This window comes from Serratia sp. 14-2641, from assembly GCF_001692375.1.
GTDB lineage: Bacteria > Pseudomonadota > Gammaproteobacteria > Enterobacterales > Enterobacteriaceae > Chania > Chania fonticola_C.
Genome location: NZ_LXKR01000028.1, coordinates 462,654 through 484,124 on the forward strand (window position 1 = coordinate 462,654; position 21,471 = coordinate 484,124).

Below are 21,471 nucleotides of genomic sequence, written 5' to 3' on the forward strand. Positions count from 1 at the left end.
TAACAAGAGCGCTTACATTTGCTATGTTGTTCGCTGTATGATGTATACGAATTTTGTACCACCTGCTCTACCAGAACGCTAAAAACCAATACGCAGGTTAATGATTTCCCTGGTGTTGGCGCAATATTCGCGCACCCCGGCCTCGGCTGGGGTCATTTTTTTTCAGCGTTCTCTACCCAAGCTCGCAGCACCGCCACATCATTGCGCCATTCCTGCTTAAGCTCATCGACCCACTCCTGTACGTTGTCTTGCCAGGCTGGTAACGTTGGCGTCTGGATCTGCTGGGCCAGCTGTTGCAGATGTTTTAGCCCGACGGAGCCAGCGGCACCCTTGATTTTGTGCCCTTCTTCGGTGATCCCTTTCTCATCCTTCGCGGTCATGTTGGAATCCAGCACCGCCAGATACCCCGGCATCACCTGTTCAAACATCGCCAGGCTCTGATGGATCAGCTGCGGCCCCACCAAATCCATGTACTGTTCCAGCATTGCAGTATCCAATAACGATTCATTAATCTGCATCGACTTTTGCTCCGTTTTCTTTGTGGTATGTTGGGGTTGATGATCCCAGTAATGTTTGATCATCTTGGTCAAGGCCGGTACCGACAACGGCTTGCTCAGCACATCGTCCATGCCCGCTTCAAGATACTCTTTCTTGTCTTTCAGGACATTAGCTGTCAACGCAATCAACGGCGGCAGCGAGCGGCCCGCATAACGCTCGCGCAGCTCACGGGCGATATCCAGCCCGCTCATGTCCGGCAGTTGGATATCCAACAGGGCCAGATCGAACTCGTCCGGGTCGAACATGGCTAACGCATCGCGGCCGTTCATGGCCACCGCAACGCTGTTGCCCAGCTTTTCCAACACCGAACGGGCCACGATCACGTTCAGTTCGATATCTTCCACCAGCAGGATATGCAACGCAGGTAGCGGCATTTCTTCCACCGTCTGGACCTCATTGACCACTTCCTCTACCGCAGGCGCCTTGATGGTCAAGGTGAAGCAAGAACCGTGCCCTTGCACGCTGTTTACCGTGATATCCCCGCCCATACTCTGCGCCAGCCGTTTGGAGACCGCCAGACCGATCCCGGTGCCGGTCGCCGGACGCCCGCCGTTCTGGTCTTTGACCTGATAATACATGGCGAAAATCTTGTCTTGCTCATCCTGCGGGATCCCCATGCCTGAGTCTTCAACTTCAAACACGATCTGTTCCTGCTCTTCGCGCCTGACGCGCACCACGATCTGGCCTTGCTGGGTGAATTTCACCGCGTTGCCGATCAGGTTCCACAGGATCTGCCGCAGGCGCGTGCCGTCCGTAATGATTTTCTCCGGTAGCGGTAACTCGGGTTCCATCACGAACTGCAGCCCTTTCGGCTGCACCAGCAGGCCGGAGAGGTTCTCCAGATCCGCCAGGAAGCCGGTAAAGTCGACCGGCTGATTGTCCAACTGGACCTTACGCCGCTCGAGTTTATCCATCTCAATGATGTCGTTGAAAATATTACCCAGGGTGATGGCGCTGACGTGGATGGTTTTCAAATACTTCAATTGCTCATCGTTCAGCTCGGTATCGAGCAGAATACGGCTCAGGCCGACGATGCCATTAAGCGGCGTACGAAGCTCATGGCTGATCGTTGAGATAAAGGTGGTCTTCTCCCTGCTGGCATTCTCCAGCGCGTCCTGGTAGCGCTTACGCTCGGTTATATCGCGGCCAAAGCCCATCAGCCCATGACGTTTGCCCACGCGGTCGTAAAACGGCACCTTGCGCAGTTCAAAACAGGCCTTGCGACCGTCTGGGTACACCAGCCATTGTTCATAGGTCAGGGAGACGTTGTGGCGGAAAACTTTCTCATCGGTTTCGATGACTTTTTCGGCGATCTCTTTGCTGTAGACATCAAAGGGGGTCAGGCCGATCAGCTGTTTTTCGCTCTTGCCGGTCAGCAGCTCCATCGCCCGGTTGCAGCCGGAAAACTCTTTTTCTTCGTTGCGGTAGTAAACCAGATCGGGGGAAGCATCGAGGAAAGAGCGTAGCAATGCCGACTGTTGGCCCAATTCTACCTGTGCCTGTTCGCGCTGCTCCATCTCTTCGGTCAGCTTATCCATCACCTGTTGGCGATCTTGCTCCGCCTTGATACGGTCGGCAATTTCCTGATTGAGCTGGCTGATGTTCTCTTGCATCTGCTGGTTCAGCGCGAGATCGCGATTGCGCATCTCCTCAAGCTTATCCACCAGCCGAGCCAGGCGCTGACGCGACTCCTCCAGTTGCTCCACCACCACCGAAAGGAAGTAAACCGCCCACGGCGTGATCAGCAGGCCGAAGAAAATGGAGCGCACCACGTCGATGCTTTCCACTTCACCACGCAGCAGCATGGTGACCGCCATTTGCACCACCATCGCCAGTATCACCAGCGCTGAAGCCAGCAACAGTGAAAAGCGCACCAGCCCCAGTTTTACCATCAAATCAACATAGTACTGGGCTAACACCCGGATTTGCTTCATGAGCCATTCCCAACAGACATAATCTCTCAAATCATACCGTAAAATGCGGTTAAGATAAGAAACCTTACTGTGAACTGTGGGAATGGTTGCAATTCGTAACCTGAGAACGGGGTTTTAAGGCAGGTATTGCTGGTCTGCGGCCAAAGCCGAACCCTGGCCACCATGCCGCTGAAGATAGCCGCCGACGGCCTGCATGCCGTTCCAACGGTTTTCGCACCATAATGGTGCCAACAGGGTGGGCCGACGGGCGCTGGCCGAGATGCGGTGGTAGATAATCTCCTTCGGCGTATGGCGGATCATTTCCCCGGCGCTGAATGCGTAATCCTCCAGCGACAGCTCAGGCAAACGCCCCGCCTGCCAGGCTCGTGCCATGGTGCTACCGGTGACGATATGCAGCGGGTGCAGCTTGATGCCGTCTACCCCACTCTCAGCCACCGCTTGCAGCGTGGCCAAATGGTGTTGATGAGTCTCTCCGGGCAAGCCAACGATCAGGTGGCTGCATACCTTCAGGCCGCGTTCCCGCGCCAGGCGGCTGGTCTGCTGGTAACAGGAGAAATTGTGGCCACGGTTGATGCGCTTTAGCGTTTTATCGTGCGCCGTTTGCAGCCCCAGTTCCAGCCACACCTCGAAGCCCTGCTCACGGTAGCCTGCCAGCAGATCGAGCGCCGCCTCTGGCACGCAGTCTGGCCGGGTGCCGACACAGATACCCACCATCTCAGCCTGCGTCAGCGCCTGTCGGTACATGTTGGCCAACAGTTCGACTTCGGCATAGGTGCTGGTATAGGCCTGGAAATAGGCCAGATAGCGCTTGGCCCGGTTAACTTTCTGCGCCTGAATGGCCAGTTGCTCCGCAATGCTTTGCTGCTGCATCTGCTCATCGGCAAAAGAGGCCACGTTGCAGAAAGTACAGCCGCCGCGCCCCAGCGTGCCGTCGCGGTTTGGGCAGCTAAACCCACCGTGCAGCGTGAGTTTGTGGATCTTCTCCCCATAACGGCGCTGAAGATCGCTACCAAACATATTGACTAATTGCGGCAACTGCATAATCTTGGTGTCTCTCTGTGTTTGAAGGCCGTTATGCTAATAAGAAACGGCTTTTCCCGCGATGACAGGGATCAACGCTTTTCCCCAAAGGCCGCCGTAGGCATAACTATTCATTATTAGTGCAAATAAAATCATTTTTATCTCGATGAAAGTTTCTAATCCTCAGCGCACTGTTAACAGCTTTATGACAAAGCGATGAAAAATAGTTATAAACAACAATAAATGTAAATTTACCAGAATAAAATTCTGGCATTGCCGCCAGCACTAGCATGGTGCAGAGATTCAGGCATTGCACTATAGTGAGACAGCTCACATTTTTGCGGCACTTCCCCTGCCTTTCCATCGCGCCAAAAAGGTCTGAAAAAACTTATTTTTCATCATCATAAACCTCATGCAAGCCATCAAAAACCTTGTTAAGCCCATATTTGACCTGCGTATTCTTTCTCGCTAAGTTGGAGGTCCGCTGGAAGCTTTCTGGACGGGCAAACGTCTCGTCATAATTATGCAGTAATTTAAGACTCCCTCTTAAAACAAGTCATTTACCACTTGTGAGAACCGTCACGAGAGGCCATTGATGGAGGGCGGAAAAGCAGATTGGCGATATTAACCTTGCTGATTGGACTTCTGCCTGAAATTGAGCAGGCCCTTCGCAGTGGGTTGTAAGAGTCACACAGAGCCTGGGGAGGTTCACTGATATGCTGTACGATAAATCCCATGAGAGGGACAACTGTGGTTTCGGCCTGATCGCCCACATAGAAGGCGAACCTAGCCACAAAGTGGTGAGGACCGCTATTCACGCACTGGCCCGTATGCAACACCGTGGTGCAATTCTTGCTGACGGCAAGACTGGCGACGGTTGCGGCCTGTTATTGCAAAAGCCCGATCGCTTTTTCCGCATGGTGGCGGAAGAGCGCGGCTGGCGTTTAGCCAAGAACTACGCCGTTGGCATGATGTTCCTCAGCCAGAACGAAGAGGAAGCCCGTGCCAGCCGCCGCATTGTTGAAGAAGAGCTGCAGAACGAAACGCTGTCGATCGTCGGCTGGCGCGAAGTTCCTACCAACCCGGACGTTCTGGGTGAAATCGCCCTCTCTTCCCTGCCGCGTATTGAACAGATTTTCGTGAACGCCCCTGCGGGCTGGCGTCCACGCGATATGGAACGCCGCCTGTTTGTGGCCCGTCGCCGTATCGAGAAGCGCGTCCAGGACGACAGCTTCTATGTGTGCAGTTTCTCCAACCTGGTGACGATCTACAAAGGTCTGTGCATGCCAGCCGATCTGCCACGCTTCTATCTGGATCTGGCCGATCTGCGGCTGGAATCGGCCATCTGCCTGTTCCACCAGCGCTTCTCAACCAATACCGTGCCGCGCTGGCCTTTGGCACAGCCGTTCCGCTATCTGGCGCACAACGGTGAGATCAACACCATCACCGGTAACCGCCAGTGGGCACGTGCCCGTACCTACAAGTTCCAGACCCCACTGATCCCGGATTTGCAAGCCGCCGCGCCTTTCGTTAACGAAACCGGCTCCGACTCCAGTTCGCTGGATAACATGCTGGAGCTGTTACTGGCAGGCGGTATGGATCTGATCCGTGCCATGCGTTTGCTGGTGCCACCGGCCTGGCAGAACAACCCGGATATGGACACCGATCTGCGCGCCTTCTTTGACTTCAACTCGATGCACATGGAGCCGTGGGACGGCCCGGCGGGCATCGTGATGTCTGACGGCCGCTACGCCGCCTGTAACCTTGACCGTAACGGTCTGCGTCCGGCGCGCTACGTCATCACCAAAGACAAGCTGATCACCTGTGCCTCGGAAGTTGGAATCTGGGATTACCAGCCGGATGAGGTCATTGAAAAAGGCCGCGTCGGGCCAGGCGAGCTGATGGTGATCGACACCCGCAGCGGCAAGATCCTGCACTCCGCCGAAACCGACAACGATCTGAAAAGCCGTCACCCGTATAAAGAGTGGATGGAGAAGAACGTCAAACGTCTGGTGCCGTTCGAAGACCTGCCGGAAGATCAGGTGGGCAGCCGCGAGCTGGATGACGCCACGCTGGAAACCTACCAAAAGCAGTTCGGCTACAGCAGCGAAGAGCTGGACCAGGTGATCCGGGTACTGGGCGAGATCGGCCAGGAAGCTACCGGTTCGATGGGTGATGACACCCCGTTCGCCGTGCTTTCCAGCCGTCCGCGCATCATTTATGACTATTTCCGCCAGCAGTTCGCTCAGGTCACCAACCCGCCGATCGATCCGCTGCGTGAAGCCCACGTGATGTCTCTGGCTACCAGCATCGGCCGCGAGATGAACGTATTCTGCGAAGCCGAAGGCCAGGCCCACCGCCTGAGCTTCAAATCGCCAATCCTGCTGTATTCAGACTTCAAGCAGCTCACTACGCTGGAAGGCGAATATTATCGTGCCGACACCCTCGATCTGACCTTCGATCCGGCGGAGCAGGATCTGGAGCAGACCATCCATGCCCTGTGCGATGAAGCGGAACGTAAAGTCCGTGACGGCGCAGTGTTGCTGGTACTGTCCGACCGTGCCATCAGCAACCAGCGTCTGCCGGTACCCGCGCCAATGGCGGTGGGGGCGATCCAGACCCGTCTGGTGGACAAGAACCTGCGCTGCGATGCCAACATCATCGTTGAAACCGCCAGCGCCCGCGACCCGCACCACTTCGCCGTGTTGCTGGGCTTCGGTGCCACCGCTGTCTACCCGTATCTGGCCTACGAAACGCTGGCCAAGCTGGTCGATAGCCAGGCGATCGACAAGAAATACCGCGACGTGATGCTCAACTACCGCAACGGCATCAATAAAGGGCTGTACAAGATCATGTCCAAAATGGGCATCTCGACTATCGCCTCTTACCGCTGTTCCAAACTGTTTGAAGCCGTCGGCCTGCACCGTGACCTGTCCGATCTCTGTTTCCAGGGCGTGGTCAGCCGCATCGGCGGTGCCAGCTTCAGCGACTTCCAGCAAGATCTGCAAAACCTGTCCAAACGCGCCTGGCTGAAACGCAAGCCGCTGGATCAAGGTGGCCTGCTGAAGTTCGTCCACAATGGCGAATACCATGCGTATAACCCAGACGTGGTGAACTCGCTGCAAAAAGCGGTGCACAGCGGTGAATACAGCGATTACCAGGCTTATGCCAAGCTGGTGAACGAGCGCCCGATTGCCACACTGCGCGATCTGCTGGCGATCACCCCGAAAGGCGCGCCGATCCCGGTCGATCAGGTTGAACCGGCCGAATCGCTGTTCAAACGTTTCGATACCGCCGCCATGTCCATCGGGGCACTCAGCCCGGAAGCCCATGAGTCGCTGGCGATTGCCATGAACAGCCTGGGCGGTTTCTCCAACTCCGGTGAAGGCGGTGAAGATCCGGCGCGCTACGGCACCAACAAGGTTTCCCGTATCAAGCAGGTGGCCTCTGGCCGCTTCGGTGTGACACCAGCCTATCTGGTAAACGCCGACGTGATCCAGATAAAGGTCGCCCAAGGTGCCAAGCCGGGTGAAGGTGGTCAGTTGCCTGGTGATAAGGTCACGCCGTATATCGCCAAACTGCGTTATTCGGTGCCGGGTGTTACCCTGATCTCGCCTCCGCCGCATCACGATATCTATTCGATTGAAGATTTGGCACAGCTGATTTTCGATCTGAAACAGGTGAACCCGAAGGCGATGATTTCGGTGAAGCTGGTTTCCGAGCCGGGCGTGGGCACCATTGCCACCGGCGTAGCGAAAGCCTATGCCGATCTGATCACCATTGCCGGTTACGACGGTGGTACCGGCGCAAGCCCGCTGTCATCGGTTAAGTACGCTGGCTGTCCGTGGGAGCTTGGCCTGGTGGAAACCCAGCAGGCGCTGGTAGCCAACGGCCTGCGCCACAAAATCCGCCTACAGGTGGATGGTGGCCTGAAAACCGGCGTCGACATTGTTAAGGCTGCCATTCTGGGTGCAGAGAGCTTTGGCTTCGGCACCGGCCCGATGGTCGCACTGGGCTGTAAATACCTGCGTATCTGCCACTTGAACAACTGCGCGACCGGCGTGGCAACTCAAGATGAAAAACTGCGCCGCGATCACTATCACGGCCTGCCAGAACGCGTGACCAACTACTTCCAGTTCATCGCGCGGGAAACCCGCGAGATCATGGCTACGCTGGGCGTCAGCCAACTGGTCGATCTGATTGGTCGCACCGAGTTCCTGACCGAGCTCGACGGGATCTCCGCCAAGCAGAACAAGCTGGATCTGTCGCCGTTGCTGAAAACCGCCACGCCACACGCGGGCAAAGCCCTGCACTGCACCGAAAGCAGCAACCCGCCGTTCGATCAGGGCGTGCTGAACAAGGAGCTGATGGCACAGGCACAACCGCATATCGAGGCCAAGCACAGCAAGACCTTCTATTTCGATATCCGTAACACCGATCGTTCCGTCGGCGCGACCTTGTCAGGGGCTATTGCCACGCTGCATGGCGACCAAGGGATGGCTGCCGATCCGATCAAGGCACATTTCTCCGGTACCGCAGGCCAGAGCTTCGGCGTGTGGAATGCCGGCGGCGTTGAGCTGACCCTGACCGGCGATGCCAACGACTACGTCGGTAAAGGCATGGCCGGTGGCCGTATCGCCGTGCGCCCTCCGGTGGGCTCTGCCTTCCGCAGCCACGAGGCCAGCATCATCGGCAACACCTGCCTGTACGGCGCAACCGGCGGCAAGCTGTTCGCCGCAGGCCGTGCCGGTGAGCGTTTCGCCGTGCGTAACTCCGGGGCAATTACCGTGGTCGAAGGCATTGGCGATAACGGCTGTGAATACATGACCGGTGGCATCGTCTGCGTATTGGGCAAGACCGGCATCAACTTTGGTGCGGGCATGACCGGCGGCTTCGCCTATGTACTGGACGAAGACGGCGAGTTCCGCAAACGCGTCAACCCGGAACTGGTGGAAGTGCTGGACGTCGATCAACTGGCGATCCATGAAGAGCACCTGCGCGGTTTGATCACCGAACACGTGCAGTTGACCGGTTCATCACGGGCAGAAGAGATCTTGGCTAACTGGCCGGTATGGGCGCCGAAGTTTGCGCTGGTCAAACCGAAGTCCAGTGATGTCAAAGCATTGTTGGGTCACCGTAGTCGTTCCGCAGCCGAGCTGCGGGTTCAGGCGCAGTAAGGGGTCATTGAATGAGTCAGAACGTTTATCAATTTATCGACCTGCAGCGCGTTGATCCGCCAAAGAAACCGCTGAAGATCCGCAAAATTGAGTTTGTAGAGATCTATGAACCCTTTTCGGAAACCCAGGCGAAATCACAGGCCGACCGTTGCCTGTCCTGCGGCAACCCCTATTGCGAATGGAAATGCCCGGTTCACAACTATATTCCGAACTGGCTGAAGCTGGCGAATGAAGGCCGCATCATGGAGGCGGCGGATCTGGCACACCAGACCAACAGCCTGCCGGAAGTATGTGGTCGCGTTTGCCCGCAAGATCGCCTGTGCGAAGGTTCCTGTACCCTGAACGATGAGTTTGGCGCGGTGACCATTGGCAATATCGAGCGTTACATCAGCGATAAAGCCATCGAGATGGGCTGGAAGCCGGATATGTCCCACGTGCACCCAACCGGTAAGCGGGTGGCCGTTATTGGCGCTGGCCCGGCGGGCCTGGCCTGTGCCGACGTGTTGACCCGTAACGGCGTCAAAGCGGTGGTTTACGATCGTCATCCGGAAATCGGCGGCCTGCTGACCTTCGGCATTCCGGCCTTTAAGCTGGAAAAAGAGGTGATGGTAAAACGCCGCGGCATCTTCAGCGAGATGGGTATCGAGTTCCAGCTCAATACCGAAGTCGGTAAAGATATCACCATGGATGCGCTGCTGAGCGAATACGATGCGGTGTTCCTCGGCGTAGGTACCTACCAATCGATGCGTGGTGGATTGGAAAACGAAGAGGCACCGGGCGTGTACGATGCGCTGCCGTTCCTGATCGCCAACACCAAGCAGCTGATGGGTTACCAGCCAGAACAGCACGAGCCGTATGTCAGCATGGAAGGCAAGCGTGTGGTGGTGCTGGGTGGTGGTGACACCGCCATGGACTGCGTTCGCACCTCTATTCGTCAGGGCGCGACTCAGGTCATCTGTGCCTATCGCCGGGATGAAGCGAACATGCCGGGTTCCAAACGCGAAGTGAAGAATGCGCGTGAGGAAGGGGTCGAGTTCCAGTTCAACCTGCAGCCGTTGAGCATTGAGCTTAACAGCGCGGGACGCGTCGCTGGCGTCAAGATGGTGCGTACTCAGTTGGGTGCCCCGGATGCCAATGGCCGCCAGGTTGCCGAACAGGTGCCAGGTTCTGAGCACGTGATCGACGCCGATGCGGTGGTGATGGCCTTTGGCTTCCGCCCGCACCAGATGGACTGGTTGGCTGCGCACGACGTGCAGTTGGACAAGCAGGGCCGCATCGTGGCACCGGAATCGGTCGATAATGCTTTCCAGACCAGCAACCCGAAGATCTTCGCCGGTGGTGATGCGGTTCGCGGTTCCGATCTGGTGGTTACCGCGATTGCCGAGGGGCGCAAAGCTGCCGAAGGCATCATGTGTTATCTGGAAGTGTGATTTACACCTCTACGTTCTCCCAAAGGGTCGGCATGCCGGCCCTTTGCTTTTACCTTCCGGATACCCAACTTGCCGATCTACAGGCAATAAAAAAGGCGCAACCTGAGTTGCACCTTTTTCCCTGCCTGCCGTAGCTTACTTCACGACACGCAACGCCGGACGGCCACCACCGCGTGGCGGCTGAGGCGGTTCATCATCAGGGCCGTTATCGTCTTCCAAGCTATCCTGAGGATCGCTATCAACCACTGACATCAGGCTACCCGTTGGGCTAGACACCTCTTCCAGCCCTTCGAAAGCCCCTTCATCTTCATACTTGGCTTCCGGTTCAAACAGGGTACCAGCCCCGTTCTCCCGCGCATAAATCGCCAGCACGGCCGCCATTGGCACCAGCACCTGACGAGGTACGCCACCAAAGCGCGCGTTGAAGGTCACTTCGTCGTCACCCAGTTGCAGGTTGCCTACGGCACGCGGAGCAATGTTCAGCACAATCTGACCATCGCGTGCAAATTCCATCGGAACCTGCACGTCTGGGCGCATTACGTCTACGACCAGATGCGGAGTCAGTTGGTTATCCAACAGCCAGTCATAGAATGCCCGCAAAAGATAAGGACGGCGCGGGGTCATCTGAGACATATCCATGATGCTTAGCCCCGAGTCTGCAGGCGCATTTCGCGCTCGGCTTCGGTCAGAGAGGCCAGGAATGCATCACGCTCGAAGACGCGGGTCATGTAGCCTTTCAGCTCTTTGGAGCCGGCACCGCTCAGTTCGATACCCAGTTGCGGCAAACGCCACAGCAGCGGGGCCAGGTAGCAGTCTACCAGGCTGAACTCTTCGCTCATGAAATACGGGGTCTGGCCGAAGATTGGCGCAATCGCCAGCAGCTCTTCGCGCAGTTGACGGCGTGCTGATTCAGCTTCCTGGCCGTTGCTCTGCTCGATTTTGTACATCAGCGTGTACCAGTTTCTCTCGATACGCAGCATCATCAGACGGCTTTCACCACGTGCCACCGGATACACCGGCATCAACGGCGGGTGAGGGAAACGCTCATCAAGGTATTCCATGATGATACGGGATTCATACAGCGTCAGCTCGCGATCGACCAACGTCGGTACCGTTTGGTATGGGTTGAGGTCGATCAGATCCTGCGGCAGATTATCGGGTTCTACCTGCTCGATCTCGACGCTGACGCCTTTTTCCGCCAGTACGATACGTACTTGATGGCTAAAGATGTCGGTCGGGCCAGAGAACAGCGTCATTACCGAACGTTTGTTGGCAGCGACAGCCATGAAAACCTCCAAGTTATCTAGAAAATGCGGCGAATAGCCAAAATACCCATCACTCCACGAGCCATTGCGTTGTTGCCGCCTGGCTGCGACGTGAAATTGATTGGGTATCTCAGGCTGCTATCCTGAATAATCGTGACCGCAAGCCAGCAGCTCACAGATAAACCTTAGGTCTGGAAAACGGCCCCGGAGGTAGACTGACAGCACTGCACGGCGAACAGGCGCAAAAGTGGATGATAGTTTACCAGATTTTGACTGTTTTGTGGTGGCTATGCGTTGATTTATCACCTAGCTCACTGATTTTAATGAATTTTAATCTAATTGCAGGCATAAAAAAACCCGCCAAAGAGGCGGGTTTTTCGCGTAAATCGTCCTGCCGAAGCAGAAAAAATTAACGCTTGGAGAACTGCGGACGGCGACGTGCTTTACGCAGACCGACTTTCTTACGCTCAACTTTACGCGCGTCACGAGTGACGAAGCCAGCTTTACGCAATTCACCACGCAGAGTCTCGTCGTACTCCATCAGTGCACGGGTGATACCGTGACGGATAGCGCCAGCTTGACCAGAGATGCCACCACCTTTAACGGTGATGTACAAATCGAATTTGCCAACCATGTCGATCAGTTCCAGCGGTTGACGAACTACCATGCGGGCAGTTTCGCGACCGAAGTACTGTTCCAGGCTGCGCTGGTTAATAACGATGTTACCACTGCCCGGCTTGATAAAAACGCGAGCGGCGGAGCTTTTGCGGCGACCAGTGCCGTAGTATTGATTTTCAGCCATTGCCTATAATCCCGATTAGATGTCAAGAACTTGCGGTTGCTGTGCCGCGTGAGTGTGCTCGGTGCCCGCGTAAACTTTCAGTTTACGGAACATTGCACGACCCAACGGACCCTTTGGCAGCATGCCTTTAACCGCGATTTCAATCACGCGCTCAGGACGGCGGGCAATCATCTCTTCAAAGGTCGCTTGCTTGATACCACCGATGTGGCCGGTGTGGTGGTAATACACCTTGTCTGTACGCTTGTTGCCGGTTACAGCAACTTTTTCTGCGTTCAGAACGATGATGTAGTCACCGGTATCAACGTGCGGGGTGTATTCCGCTTTATGCTTGCCGCGCAGACGACGAGCCAGTTCAGTAGCGAGACGGCCTAAAGTTTTACCGTCTGCATCAACAACATACCAGTCACGTTTTACGGTTTCTGGTTTAGCTGTAAAAGTTTTCATTAGAAAGCTTACCCAATAATTTAGTTACACGTAGGTGTTCACCCAACGCTCGAAAACAGTTGAGGCTCACACGACCATACAAGTCCAGCAAACCTACCCCTTCGAATAGCCATTGCCGGCACTATACAAAGTTTTGGGAAAAAAACTTTGTTGTAACGTGGGGTCGCAAGATTATAGAGAAGTCGCTCACAAAGGTCGACCTGTTTTTACCGGGAAAACGGATTTAACGCAGGGGACCGATTTGGCGACGATAACCGGGGATGAAACTGGGCCTGAAAGCCAGGCCCGGCGCCGTTTACGGCAGATGAGGCAGCTTCAGATACTCCTCGCTCTGCATCTCTTGCAGGCGGGACAGGCAACGCTGAAACTCGAACTTCAGCTGTTCACCCTGGTAGATCTCGAACATCGAAGCTTCGGCAGCGATCACCAGTTTGACGTGGCGCTCGTAGAATTCGTCCACCAGCGCCAGGAAGCGGCGGGCAGTGTTTTCCTTCAGCGGCCCCATAATGCGCACATTATACAGCATTACGCTGTGATAGAGGCGTGACAATGCGATGTAATCCAGTTGGCTACGCGGCTCTTCACACAAGGTATGAAAATCGATCGCCAATACCCCTTCCACAGCACGCAAGGTAGGCATTGGCCGGTGATTGATTTGCAGCACCGGAGCTTCTTCCCCGGCGTGGCCCGCCAGCTTGAGGAAAATGTGATCCATCGTGTCCTGCGTTTGCTGATTGAGCGGGGTCAGATACAGATGGGCCTGCGTCAGAGTACGTAACCGGTAATCGATGCCCGCATCCACGTTCATCACGTCGCAATACTCGTTGATCAAATCGATCGCCGGTAGGAAGCGTGCGCGTTGCAGCCCGTTACGGTACAGGTTGTCTGGAATAATGTTAGAGGTAGCCACCAGCGTAATGCCGCGAGCGAACAGCGCCTGCAACAGCGTTGCCAGCAGCATGGCGTCGGTGATGTCGGAGACAAAGAACTCGTCAAAACACAGCACGTCCGTTTGCGCCTTGAAGCCGTCCGCGACGATCTCCAGCGGGTTTTCCTGCCCTTGCAACTCCGTCAGCTCTTCGTGCACCCGCAGCATAAAGCGGTGAAAGTGCAGCCGCAGTTTGCGATCGCCGGGCAGGCTGTGGAAAAACAGGTCCATCAGCCAGGTTTTACCCCGGCCAACGCCGCCCCACATATACAGCCCCTGTACCGGCCGCTGCGCGGTGGTTTCCTCACTCTTACCTAACCAACGGCTAAGCAGGTTACGGCGCTTGCCAGCATTAGCGGCGGCAGGAGCCGGGAGCTGCTGCAACGCCTGATAGATCTGATCCAACTGCGTGACGGCCTGGCGCTGAACCGCATCGGCCTGATATTCCCCCGCATCCAGCGCCTGCTGGTAGCGTGATAACGGTGACTGTGCCTGCATGTATTCGCAATCCCTAACAACGCTGAGAATTTATTTATCCGATTTTCGCGGCGGATGGCAGCCGCTTCGCACCCTGATCGCCACATTTATCGGCGTTGTACCCCAAGAAAACCCCTGCAAACTGCAGGTATTGGCTTATCAGGATTCCACTCGGACAAGGTTAACGGTTATAGTGGATATTATTAAGTGAAAAAATCCCTGCGGAACAACGAAGTCAAAATAGGAGTCATCATGACCTGGGAGTATGCGCTGATTGGTTTGGTGGTCGGTATCGTGATCGGTGCGGTAGCGATGCGTTTTGGTAACAGTAAATTACGTCAGCAACAGGTGCTGCAAAACGAACTGGATAAAAGCAAAACCGAGCTTGAAGAGTACCGTCAGGAGCTGGTTGGCCATTTTGCCCGCAGTGCCGAACTGCTGGATAACATGGCGCGCGACTATCGCCAGCTGTATCAACATATGGCGAAAAGCTCCAATAACCTGCTGCCGGATCTGCCGATGCAGGACAACCCGTTCCGCTATCGTCTGACCGAAGCGGAAGCGGATAACGATCAGGCGCCAGTGGAAATGCCACGTGACTATTCTGAAGGGGCCTCCGGCCTGCTGCGCGGCGCACCACGCGGTAATTGATTCCCCGTTATACTGACCCGTGGGGTGACCCCACGGGTTGTTCACTTTGTTCGTCCCTAATTCCCCGCCCTGACTATGCTTACTCTTGACGATTAAGTGAACTTTTCGCGTAAATTCATTGTCCTACACTACACAAATGGTATTGCTATGGCAGTATCGTCAAAAATTTCACCGGCAGATTTTGAGAGAGCTATAACCAATGAAGAAAAGATCTTTAATTCTTAGTGCATTAGCAATGAGCATTAGCCTGACATTTGCCTCCGTCCCTGCAGCTAACGCAGCCATGCCTGCCGCCGTTGCTGGTGAGTCGCTGCCAAGCCTGGCGCCGATGCTGGAAAAAGTGCTGCCCGCCGTCGTTAGCGTGCGTGTAGAAGGCACTCAGGTACAGCGCCAGCCACAGCTGCCAGAACAGTTTAAATTCTTCTTTGGCCCTAACATGCCTACACCGAAAGAAAGCACTCGCCCGTTTGAAGGGCTGGGTTCCGGTGTGATTATCGACGCGGCGAAGGGTTACATCCTCACCAACAACCACGTCATCAACAACGCCGACAAGATCAGCGTGCAGCTCAATGATGGCCGCGAATATGACGCCAAGCTGATTGGCCGCGACGAACAGTCTGACATTGCCCTGCTGCAGGTCAGCGATGTCAAAAACCTGACGGCGGTAAAAATCGCTGACTCCGACAAGCTGCGCGTCGGCGACTTCGCCGTAGCCGTCGGTAACCCGTTCGGCCTTGGTCAGACGGCGACCTCCGGCATCATCTCCGCACTGGGCAGAAGCGGCCTGAGCCTGGAAGGGCTGGAAAACTTCATCCAGACCGATGCCTCCATCAACCGTGGTAACTCCGGCGGCGCGCTGGTGAACCTGAATGGTGAGCTGATCGGTATCAACACCGCGATCCTGGCACCGGGCGGCGGCAACATCGGTATCGGCTTCGCCATTCCAAGTAACATGGCACAGAACCTGAGCAAGCAGCTGATTGAGTTTGGCGAAGTGAAGCGCGGCCTGCTGGGCATCAAAGGCAGTGAAATGACCGCCGATATGGCGAAAGCATTCAATACGGATGCCCAACGCGGGGCCTTTATCAGTGAAGTAATGCCAAAATCCGCCGCAGCCAAAGCCGGGATCAAAGCCGGTGACATTCTGGTCTCCCTGGATGGCAAGCCGATCAGCAGCTTTGCCGAGCTGCGTGCCAAAGTGGGCACCACCGCACCGGGCACTACCGTTAAAATAGGCCTGCTGCGTGAAGGCAAACCCATGGAGGTTGCCGTCACCCTGGATAACAGCGAAAGCGTATCAACCAATGCCGAAACGCTGTCGCCTGCGCTGCAAGGTGCCTCTCTCACCAACGGTGCGCTGCCAAACGGTGATAAAGGCGTGAAGATCGACAAGGTGGATAAAGGCACTCCGGCGGCGCAGTTTGGCCTGCAGAAAGGGGATGTGATCATCGGCGTCAACCGTCAGCGCGTTGAAAACATCAACGCACTGCGTAAACTGCTTGAGGCTAAACCGGCGGTGATGGCGTTGAACATCGTACGTGGCGACGAAAACATTTATCTGTTGCTGCGTTAATTTGTTGCGAAACCGGGCGCGCCAGCATACTGCGCCCGGTTAAGTCGTGCTATCCTCCGTTCATCTTCCCCAACACTAACTAAAACTCTATGTTTGCTAAGCTCTTGCGTTCTATTGTTATTGGTTTGGTCGTTGCCGGTATACTGCTGGCCGCCCTGCCCGTATTGCGTTCCGCCAATAACATATTCGCCAGCAAATCTGAGAATACCAGCGATCAAACGCCGGCCAGCTATAACACCGGCGTGCGCCGGGCTGCCCCTGCCGTCGTCAACATCTACAACCGCAACATCAGCGGCGCGACCAACGTGCTCTCCCTGGGTTCCGGTGTGATCATGAACGATCGCGGCTACATCATTACCAACCGCCACGTAATCAAAGACGCCCAGCAGATCACCGCCGTACTGCAAGATGGTCGCCGCTATGAGGCGTTATTGGTCGGCTCCGATAGCCTGACCGACCTGGCCGTACTTAAAATCGATCCGGGCAACTTGCCAGTGATCCCAATCAATACCGCACGCCCCGCTCGCATCGGTGATGTGGCGCTGGCGATCGGTAACCCTTACAACCTTGGGCAAACCGTTACCCAGGGCATTATCAGCGCCACCGGGCGTATCAGCCTGAGCACTACCGGGCGACAAACCTTCCTGCAAACCGATGCTTCAATCAACCGGGGTAACTCCGGCGGTGCGCTGGTTAACTCCCTGGGTGAGCTGATGGGCATCAACACGCTGACCTATGACAAGATCACCGATGGCGAAACGCCAGAGGGGCTAGGCTTTGCTATCCCGGTAGAGTTGGCGACCAAGATCATGGATAAGCTGATCCGTGATGGCCGGGTGATCCGCGGCTACTTTGGTATTCAGGGCAAAGAGATTATCCCGGTGCGCACCTCGGCGACCGGCATTGATCGCCTGCAGGGGATCATCGTGACAGAAATTACCCCTAACGGCCCAGCCGCCAATGCCGGGTTCCGTATTAATGACATCATCATTAACGTCGATAACAAACCGGCGGTGTCGGTATTGGAGACGATGGACCAGGTGGCGGAGATCCGCCCTGGGACGGAGATCCCGGTGGTGGTGTTGCGCGATGGGCAACGTATTACGCTGCATATGGCGGTGGGTGAGTTCCCGGAAGATAATAACTGACAGCAAAAAGCCCGGCAAGCCGGGCTTTATTCGCACAAAAAGGATAAAACTGTCGATTACTCGCCTTTCACACGTTCGATATTGGCACCCAGCGCACGCAGTTTGTCTTCAATGCGCTCGTAGCCACGGTCGATGTGATAAATACGATCCACCACCGTTACGCCTTCGGCAATACAACCCGCCAATACCAGGCTGGCAGAGGCCCGCAGATCGGTCGCCATCACCTGTGCACCAGAAAGCTGCTCTACGCCGTGGCAAATCACGGTGTTGCTCTCGATTTCAGCGTGTGCGCCCATACGGATCAGCTCAGGCACGTGCATAAAGCGGTTTTCGAAGATCGTCTCGGTGATCACACCGGTCCCTTCCGCTACCAGGTTCAACAGGCTGAACTGCGCCTGCATATCGGTTGGGAAACCAGGGTGTGGAGCCGTGCGCAGGGTTACCGCTTTCGGGCGTTTGCCATGCATGTCCAGGCTGATCCAGTCTTCACCCACTTCGATATCGGCCCCGGCTTCACGCAGTTTGGCCAACACCGCATCCAGAGTATCTGGACGGGTATTGCGGCACAGCACCTTACCACCGGAAACGGCAGCGGCAACCAGGAAGGTACCGGTTTCGATACGGTCTGGCAGCACACGGTAAACCCCGCCACCCAGGCGCTCAACGCCTTCGATGGTGATCCTGTCCGTGCCCGCGCCGCTGATTTTGGCACCCAGCGTGTTGAGGAAGTTGGCGGTATCGACGATTTCCGGCTCACGTGCCGCGTTCTCGATGATGGTGGTACCGGTCGCCAGGGTTGCAGCACTCATGATGGTGACGGTCGCACCTACGCTGACCTTATCCATCACGATATGTGCCCCCTTCAGGCGCCCTTCCACAGAGGCCTTGACGTAGCCCTCTTCCAGTTTGATTTCAGCACCCAGCTGCTCCAAGCCAGTAATGTGCAGATCAACCGGACGTGCGCCGATGGCACAACCACCTGGCAGCGATACCTGGCCACGGCCAAAGCGCGCTACCAGTGGCCCCAATGCCCAAATGGAGGCACGCATGGTTTTCACCAGATCGTAGGGAGCACAAAACTCGTTCACGCCGCTGGCATCAACATAGACCGAGCCATTGCGCTCGATCTTGGTACCCAACTGGCTGAGCAGTTTGATGGTGGTGTCAATGTCCTTCAGCTTCGGGACGTTTTGCAGTTCGACAGGCTCTTCCGCCAGCAAGGCGGCAAACAGGATCGGCAGGGCGGCGTTTTTCGCCCCGGAAATGGTCACTTCACCGCTAAGACGGGTCCGGCCATGCACACGAAATTTATCCATTTAACTACTCTCTGTTATCTGTTCTGAGCTGCCTGCCCGCTGGGCAAACAGCCTTAAAATCCGTTGAGTTTGCGATCCCGCTGCCACTCTTCTGGGGTATATGCCTTGATCGACAAAGCATGAATGCGGTTGTCCGCGATGTATTCCATCAGCGGCGCATAAACGGCTTGCTGTTTCTTGACGCGGCTCATGGTGGCGAACAGTTCACCCACGGCGATCACCTGAAAATGGCTGCCATCGCCGGTCACATGCGCTTCTTCCAGTGCCAACGCCTTCATCAGCACGTCTTTAATTTCGCTATTTTCCATAGTATCCAATTCTGCATCGAAGGATCATAGTCACCCGGGGCGACTTCTTGGCGTCTATCTTAGTGGAATCCGCCGCTTTCTTAAACCAAAGAAAAAGCCCCTGAGCAACAGGGGCCTTTAACTGATTTTTCCCGGTCGAACAGCCATAAATGTGGCTAACTAGCGGTTTCGACAGGCATTATTGCTGACAAATTGTAGAGCGTGATCAGCGTTTGCAGCCGATCGGTGATGCCGGAAATTTTTATCTCAATTCCCTGCTGGCTCCGTTGCTCACGTAAATGCAGCAGCAGGGCCAGACCGGAAGAGTCCACGCGCTGCAGTTGAGCCACATCAATCACGGTTTTATCTGCCAACAGCGTCTCACGTTGCTGCCACAGCGGCAATAACGTCTCACGATCCAGCTCGCCGCTCAGTACCAGCGTTTGCTGTTGTGATACCCAGCTCAGCGCTGCGGCCATCAGTTTTTCTGATCCAGGGTGATCGGCTGTTTGGCGGCCGCTTGCAGCTGCTGGGTCAAGCCGTCTACGCCTTTGAGGCGCAGAGTCGATGCCCACTCATTCTGCTTGGTGGTGATCATGCTGACGCCTTCGGCAATCATGTCATATGCCTGCCAGTAACCGGTTTTGCTATTCTTGCGCCATTGGAAATCCAGACGCACCGGCGGACGGCCACCTTTATCGATGATGGTCACGCGGATCGCGATGATATCGGCATTGCCCAGGGGCTGTTCCGGTTCGATCTGATAGGTCTGGCCCTGGTACATGGCTAACGCCTGACCATACGCCTGCTCCAGATAGGCCTGGAAGGCGTTGAAATAAGCTTCACGCTGGGCTGGCGTAGCGTCTTTGTAGTAACGGCCCAGTACCAACGCACCGGCATATTTCACCTGCACGAACGGCATCAGCTCTTCATGCACGATGGTGCGCAGGTAGTTGGGATCCTGCTTGATTTTTGGCTGCTCGCTTTTCAGGCGGGTGAAGGTTTTCTGCGCAGCGTCTTGCATCAGGCTGTATGGGTTAGTCTGATCGACCGCATTAGCTAGCGGAGCAACTACCAGCAGGGCAACCATTAAAAAACGTTTAAACATGCAGGTTTCCTCGATTAATGAGTTGTAGCGGAATGCGCAGCGGCATCCGGTGCCGGAGCAGCAGCGGTGCCATCCGGTGAATTCGGGCTATCCTGGCCACCGCTCTTGTACAAGAACTGGCCGATCAAGTCTTCCAGCACCATGGCTGATTTGGTGTCCTGAATGGTCCCTCCATCCTTAAGGATAGTCGTGCCCATCTCGGGATCTTCAAAACCGACGTTCAGCGCCAAATACTGTTCACCCAGCAGGCCAGAGGTGCGGATCGCCAGCGAGCTGGTGTCCGGGATCTGGTTGTATTGTTGCTGGATATCCAGCGCCACTCGTGGCGTGTAGGTCTTCGGGTCGAGCGAGATAGCCGCAACCCGGCCAATCATCACCCCACCAATCTTCACGGGTGAACGCGCTTTCAAACCACCGATATTATCGAAGGTGGCGTAGATACGGTAAGTCGGTTCATTACCGATCGATTTAATATTGGCCACCTGGAGGCAGAGGAAGATGATGGCGCACAGCGCAATCAGCATAAACGCCCCAACCCAGATTTCACTCTTCTTCGTTTGCATCAAATCAATTCCCAAACATCAGTGCAGTCAGCACGAAATCCAATCCCAACACCGCCAGTGACGAATGTACCACGGTCCTTGTCGTTGCCTGACTAATCCCTTCAGAGGTCGGTACGGCATCGTAACCATTGAAGATCGCAATCCAGCTAACGGTTATGGCAAACACCACGCTCTTGATCAGGCAGTTAAGTAAATCCTGACGCCATTCAACGGCCCCTTGCATCGCTGACCAGAAGAAACCGCTGTCGATACCTTTCCAGTCCACGCCGACAATCGCACCGCCCCAGATGCCGATGGCCACAAAAATAATCGTCAGCAACGGCATGCTGATAAGACCTGCCCAGAAACGTGGGGCAACAATACGCCGCAGCGGATCGATCGCCATCATTTCCAGGCTGGACAACTGCTCGGTGGCCTTCATCAGACCGATTTCGGCCGTCAGCGCCGACCCGGCACGGCCAGCGAACAGCAGAGCGGTCACTACCGGCCCCAGCTCACGCAGCAATGATAACGCCACCATCATACCCAGGCTCGCCTCGGCACTGTAGGTGGTGAGAACAATGTAACCTTGCAGCCCCAACACCATGCCGATAAACAAGCCGGAAACCATGATGATCAGCAGAGACTGAACGCCCACGCTGTGGAGCTGTTTGAGCAGCAGCGGCCATTGTTTACGCGGCTCCGGGCGCCCGATCAGCGCGTGGAACAGCATCAGCCCGGCGCGTCCAAAGGCTGCACTGGTGTTGATGCCACGGCGTCCTAACGACGCTAACGCCTTTAAAAACATGAG

General features: G+C 55.8%; 18 protein-coding genes. 5 read left to right on the forward strand and 13 right to left on the reverse strand.

The window, feature by feature from the left end; all coding sequences use genetic code 11:
* Positions 1–152: 152 nt before the first annotated feature.
* Both arcB and A6U95_RS12640 read right to left on the reverse strand, forming a co-directional pair.
* Positions 153–2,492 (reverse strand): aerobic respiration two-component sensor histidine kinase ArcB, encoded by a 2,340-nt coding sequence (gene arcB / locus A6U95_RS12635; protein WP_065684735.1) that lies wholly within the window; start codon positions 2,490–2,492, stop codon positions 153–155.
* 114 nt (positions 2,493–2,606) lie between these two features.
* Positions 2,607–3,533, reverse strand: coding sequence for a TIGR01212 family radical SAM protein (locus A6U95_RS12640; RefSeq protein WP_024530633.1), 927 nt, complete (start codon positions 3,531–3,533; stop codon positions 2,607–2,609).
* Positions 3,534–4,228: 695 nt separating this feature from the next.
* Between A6U95_RS12640 and gltB the strand changes: the two genes are divergently transcribed.
* Both gltB and A6U95_RS12650 read left to right on the forward strand, forming a co-directional pair.
* The gene (gltB, locus tag A6U95_RS12645; protein WP_024530632.1) at positions 4,229–8,689 is read left to right on the forward strand and encodes a glutamate synthase large subunit; all 4,461 of its coding nucleotides are present in this window, start codon (positions 4,229–4,231) and stop codon (positions 8,687–8,689) included.
* A gap of 11 nt (positions 8,690–8,700) precedes the next feature.
* A complete protein-coding gene (locus A6U95_RS12650) occupies positions 8,701–10,119 on the forward strand; it encodes a glutamate synthase small subunit (RefSeq protein WP_065684736.1) in 1,419 nt (472 codons plus the stop codon).
* A gap of 135 nt (positions 10,120–10,254) precedes the next feature.
* On the opposite strand, the gene sspB is transcribed toward A6U95_RS12650, so the two are convergent.
* The 5 genes from sspB to zapE all read right to left on the reverse strand — a co-directional run bounded on the left by sspB (position 10,255) and on the right by zapE (position 14,056).
* Positions 10,255–10,758: a ClpXP protease specificity-enhancing factor gene (gene sspB, locus A6U95_RS12655; RefSeq protein WP_065684737.1), complete on the reverse strand. Its 504-nt coding sequence runs from the start codon at positions 10,756–10,758 to the stop codon at positions 10,255–10,257.
* A gap of 5 nt (positions 10,759–10,763) precedes the next feature.
* On the reverse strand, positions 10,764–11,405 hold the full coding sequence (sspA, locus tag A6U95_RS12660) for a stringent starvation protein SspA (RefSeq protein ID WP_024483694.1): 642 nt from the start codon (positions 11,403–11,405) through the stop codon (positions 10,764–10,766).
* A 388-nt stretch (positions 11,406–11,793) separates the two neighbouring features.
* Positions 11,794–12,186 carry a 30S ribosomal protein S9 gene (gene rpsI, locus A6U95_RS12665; RefSeq protein WP_024483695.1) on the reverse strand — a complete coding sequence of 131 codons (393 nt, stop codon included), beginning with the start codon at positions 12,184–12,186 and terminating at the stop codon, positions 11,794–11,796.
* A 15-nt stretch (positions 12,187–12,201) separates the two neighbouring features.
* Positions 12,202–12,630, reverse strand: coding sequence for a 50S ribosomal protein L13 (rplM, locus tag A6U95_RS12670; protein WP_021180678.1), 429 nt, complete (start codon positions 12,628–12,630; stop codon positions 12,202–12,204).
* A 295-nt stretch (positions 12,631–12,925) separates the two neighbouring features.
* On the reverse strand, positions 12,926–14,056 hold the full coding sequence (zapE, locus tag A6U95_RS12675; protein WP_065684738.1) for a cell division protein ZapE: 1,131 nt from the start codon (positions 14,054–14,056) through the stop codon (positions 12,926–12,928).
* 231 nt (positions 14,057–14,287) lie between these two features.
* Between zapE and zapG the strand changes: the two genes are divergently transcribed.
* The 3 genes from zapG to degS all read left to right on the forward strand — a co-directional run bounded on the left by zapG (position 14,288) and on the right by degS (position 17,407).
* On the forward strand, positions 14,288–14,686 hold the full coding sequence (gene zapG / locus A6U95_RS12680) for a Z-ring associated protein ZapG (protein ID WP_021180680.1): 399 nt from the start codon (positions 14,288–14,290) through the stop codon (positions 14,684–14,686).
* A 199-nt stretch (positions 14,687–14,885) separates the two neighbouring features.
* Complete coding sequence (gene degQ / locus A6U95_RS12685) at positions 14,886–16,259, forward strand: serine endoprotease DegQ (protein ID WP_065684739.1); 1,374 nt, start codon at positions 14,886–14,888, stop codon at positions 16,257–16,259.
* Positions 16,260–16,348: 89 nt separating this feature from the next.
* Positions 16,349–17,407 (forward strand): outer membrane-stress sensor serine endopeptidase DegS, encoded by a 1,059-nt coding sequence (degS, locus tag A6U95_RS12690; RefSeq protein WP_065684740.1) that lies wholly within the window; start codon positions 16,349–16,351, stop codon positions 17,405–17,407.
* A gap of 56 nt (positions 17,408–17,463) precedes the next feature.
* Here the strand turns inward: degS and murA are convergent, their stop codons facing one another.
* From murA to mlaE, 6 genes are all read right to left on the reverse strand, one after another.
* Positions 17,464–18,723, reverse strand: a complete 1,260-nt coding sequence (gene murA / locus A6U95_RS12695) for a UDP-N-acetylglucosamine 1-carboxyvinyltransferase (protein ID WP_021180688.1) — start codon at positions 18,721–18,723, stop codon at positions 17,464–17,466.
* Between the two features lie 53 nt (positions 18,724–18,776).
* A complete protein-coding gene (gene ibaG / locus A6U95_RS12700) occupies positions 18,777–19,031 on the reverse strand; it encodes a BolA family iron metabolism protein IbaG (protein ID WP_021180689.1) in 255 nt (84 codons plus the stop codon).
* A 155-nt stretch (positions 19,032–19,186) separates the two neighbouring features.
* Positions 19,187–19,489 (reverse strand): lipid asymmetry maintenance protein MlaB, encoded by a 303-nt coding sequence (mlaB, locus tag A6U95_RS12705; RefSeq protein WP_024530624.1) that lies wholly within the window; start codon positions 19,487–19,489, stop codon positions 19,187–19,189.
* Positions 19,489–20,118 (reverse strand): phospholipid-binding protein MlaC, encoded by a 630-nt coding sequence (gene mlaC, locus A6U95_RS12710; protein ID WP_065684741.1) that lies wholly within the window; start codon positions 20,116–20,118, stop codon positions 19,489–19,491. The genes mlaB and mlaC overlap by 1 nt, the downstream gene beginning before the upstream one ends.
* A 14-nt stretch (positions 20,119–20,132) precedes the next feature.
* Positions 20,133–20,681 (reverse strand): outer membrane lipid asymmetry maintenance protein MlaD, encoded by a 549-nt coding sequence (gene mlaD, locus A6U95_RS12715; protein WP_024483710.1) that lies wholly within the window; start codon positions 20,679–20,681, stop codon positions 20,133–20,135.
* 4 nt (positions 20,682–20,685) lie between these two features.
* Positions 20,686–21,468, reverse strand: coding sequence for a lipid asymmetry maintenance ABC transporter permease subunit MlaE (gene mlaE / locus A6U95_RS12720; protein WP_021806955.1), 783 nt, complete (start codon positions 21,466–21,468; stop codon positions 20,686–20,688).
* Positions 21,469–21,471 lie beyond the last annotated feature (3 nt).

Bases quoted from the DNA above. Each gene is read 5' to 3' on its own strand.
- zapG (WP_021180680.1), top strand. From the start codon at position 14,288: ATGACCTGGGAGTATGCGCTGATTGGTTTGGTGGTCGGTATCGTGATC.
- mlaB (WP_024530624.1), bottom strand. From the start codon at position 19,489: ATGGCCGCAGCGCTGAGCTGGGTATCACAACAGCAAACGCTGGTACTG.
- A6U95_RS12650 (WP_065684736.1), top strand. From the start codon at position 8,701: ATGAGTCAGAACGTTTATCAATTTATCGACCTGCAGCGCGTTGATCCG.
- zapE (WP_065684738.1), bottom strand. From the start codon at position 14,056: ATGCAGGCACAGTCACCGTTATCACGCTACCAGCAGGCGCTGGATGCG.
- sspB (WP_065684737.1), bottom strand. From the start codon at position 10,758: ATGGATATGTCTCAGATGACCCCGCGCCGTCCTTATCTTTTGCGGGCA.
- mlaC (WP_065684741.1), bottom strand. From the start codon at position 20,118: ATGTTTAAACGTTTTTTAATGGTTGCCCTGCTGGTAGTTGCTCCGCTA.
- rpsI (WP_024483695.1), bottom strand. From the start codon at position 12,186: ATGGCTGAAAATCAATACTACGGCACTGGTCGCCGCAAAAGCTCCGCC.
- ibaG (WP_021180689.1), bottom strand. From the start codon at position 19,031: ATGGAAAATAGCGAAATTAAAGACGTGCTGATGAAGGCGTTGGCACTG.
- sspA (WP_024483694.1), bottom strand. From the start codon at position 11,405: ATGGCTGTCGCTGCCAACAAACGTTCGGTAATGACGCTGTTCTCTGGC.
- A6U95_RS12640 (WP_024530633.1), bottom strand. From the start codon at position 3,533: ATGCAGTTGCCGCAATTAGTCAATATGTTTGGTAGCGATCTTCAGCGC.
- degS (WP_065684740.1), top strand. From the start codon at position 16,349: ATGTTTGCTAAGCTCTTGCGTTCTATTGTTATTGGTTTGGTCGTTGCC.
- degQ (WP_065684739.1), top strand. From the start codon at position 14,886: ATGAAGAAAAGATCTTTAATTCTTAGTGCATTAGCAATGAGCATTAGC.
- murA (WP_021180688.1), bottom strand. From the start codon at position 18,723: ATGGATAAATTTCGTGTGCATGGCCGGACCCGTCTTAGCGGTGAAGTG.
- mlaD (WP_024483710.1), bottom strand. From the start codon at position 20,681: ATGCAAACGAAGAAGAGTGAAATCTGGGTTGGGGCGTTTATGCTGATT.
- gltB (WP_024530632.1), top strand. From the start codon at position 4,229: ATGCTGTACGATAAATCCCATGAGAGGGACAACTGTGGTTTCGGCCTG.
- mlaE (WP_021806955.1), bottom strand. From the start codon at position 21,468: ATGTTTTTAAAGGCGTTAGCGTCGTTAGGACGCCGTGGCATCAACACC.
- arcB (WP_065684735.1), bottom strand. From the start codon at position 2,492: ATGAAGCAAATCCGGGTGTTAGCCCAGTACTATGTTGATTTGATGGTA.
- rplM (WP_021180678.1), bottom strand. From the start codon at position 12,630: ATGAAAACTTTTACAGCTAAACCAGAAACCGTAAAACGTGACTGGTAT.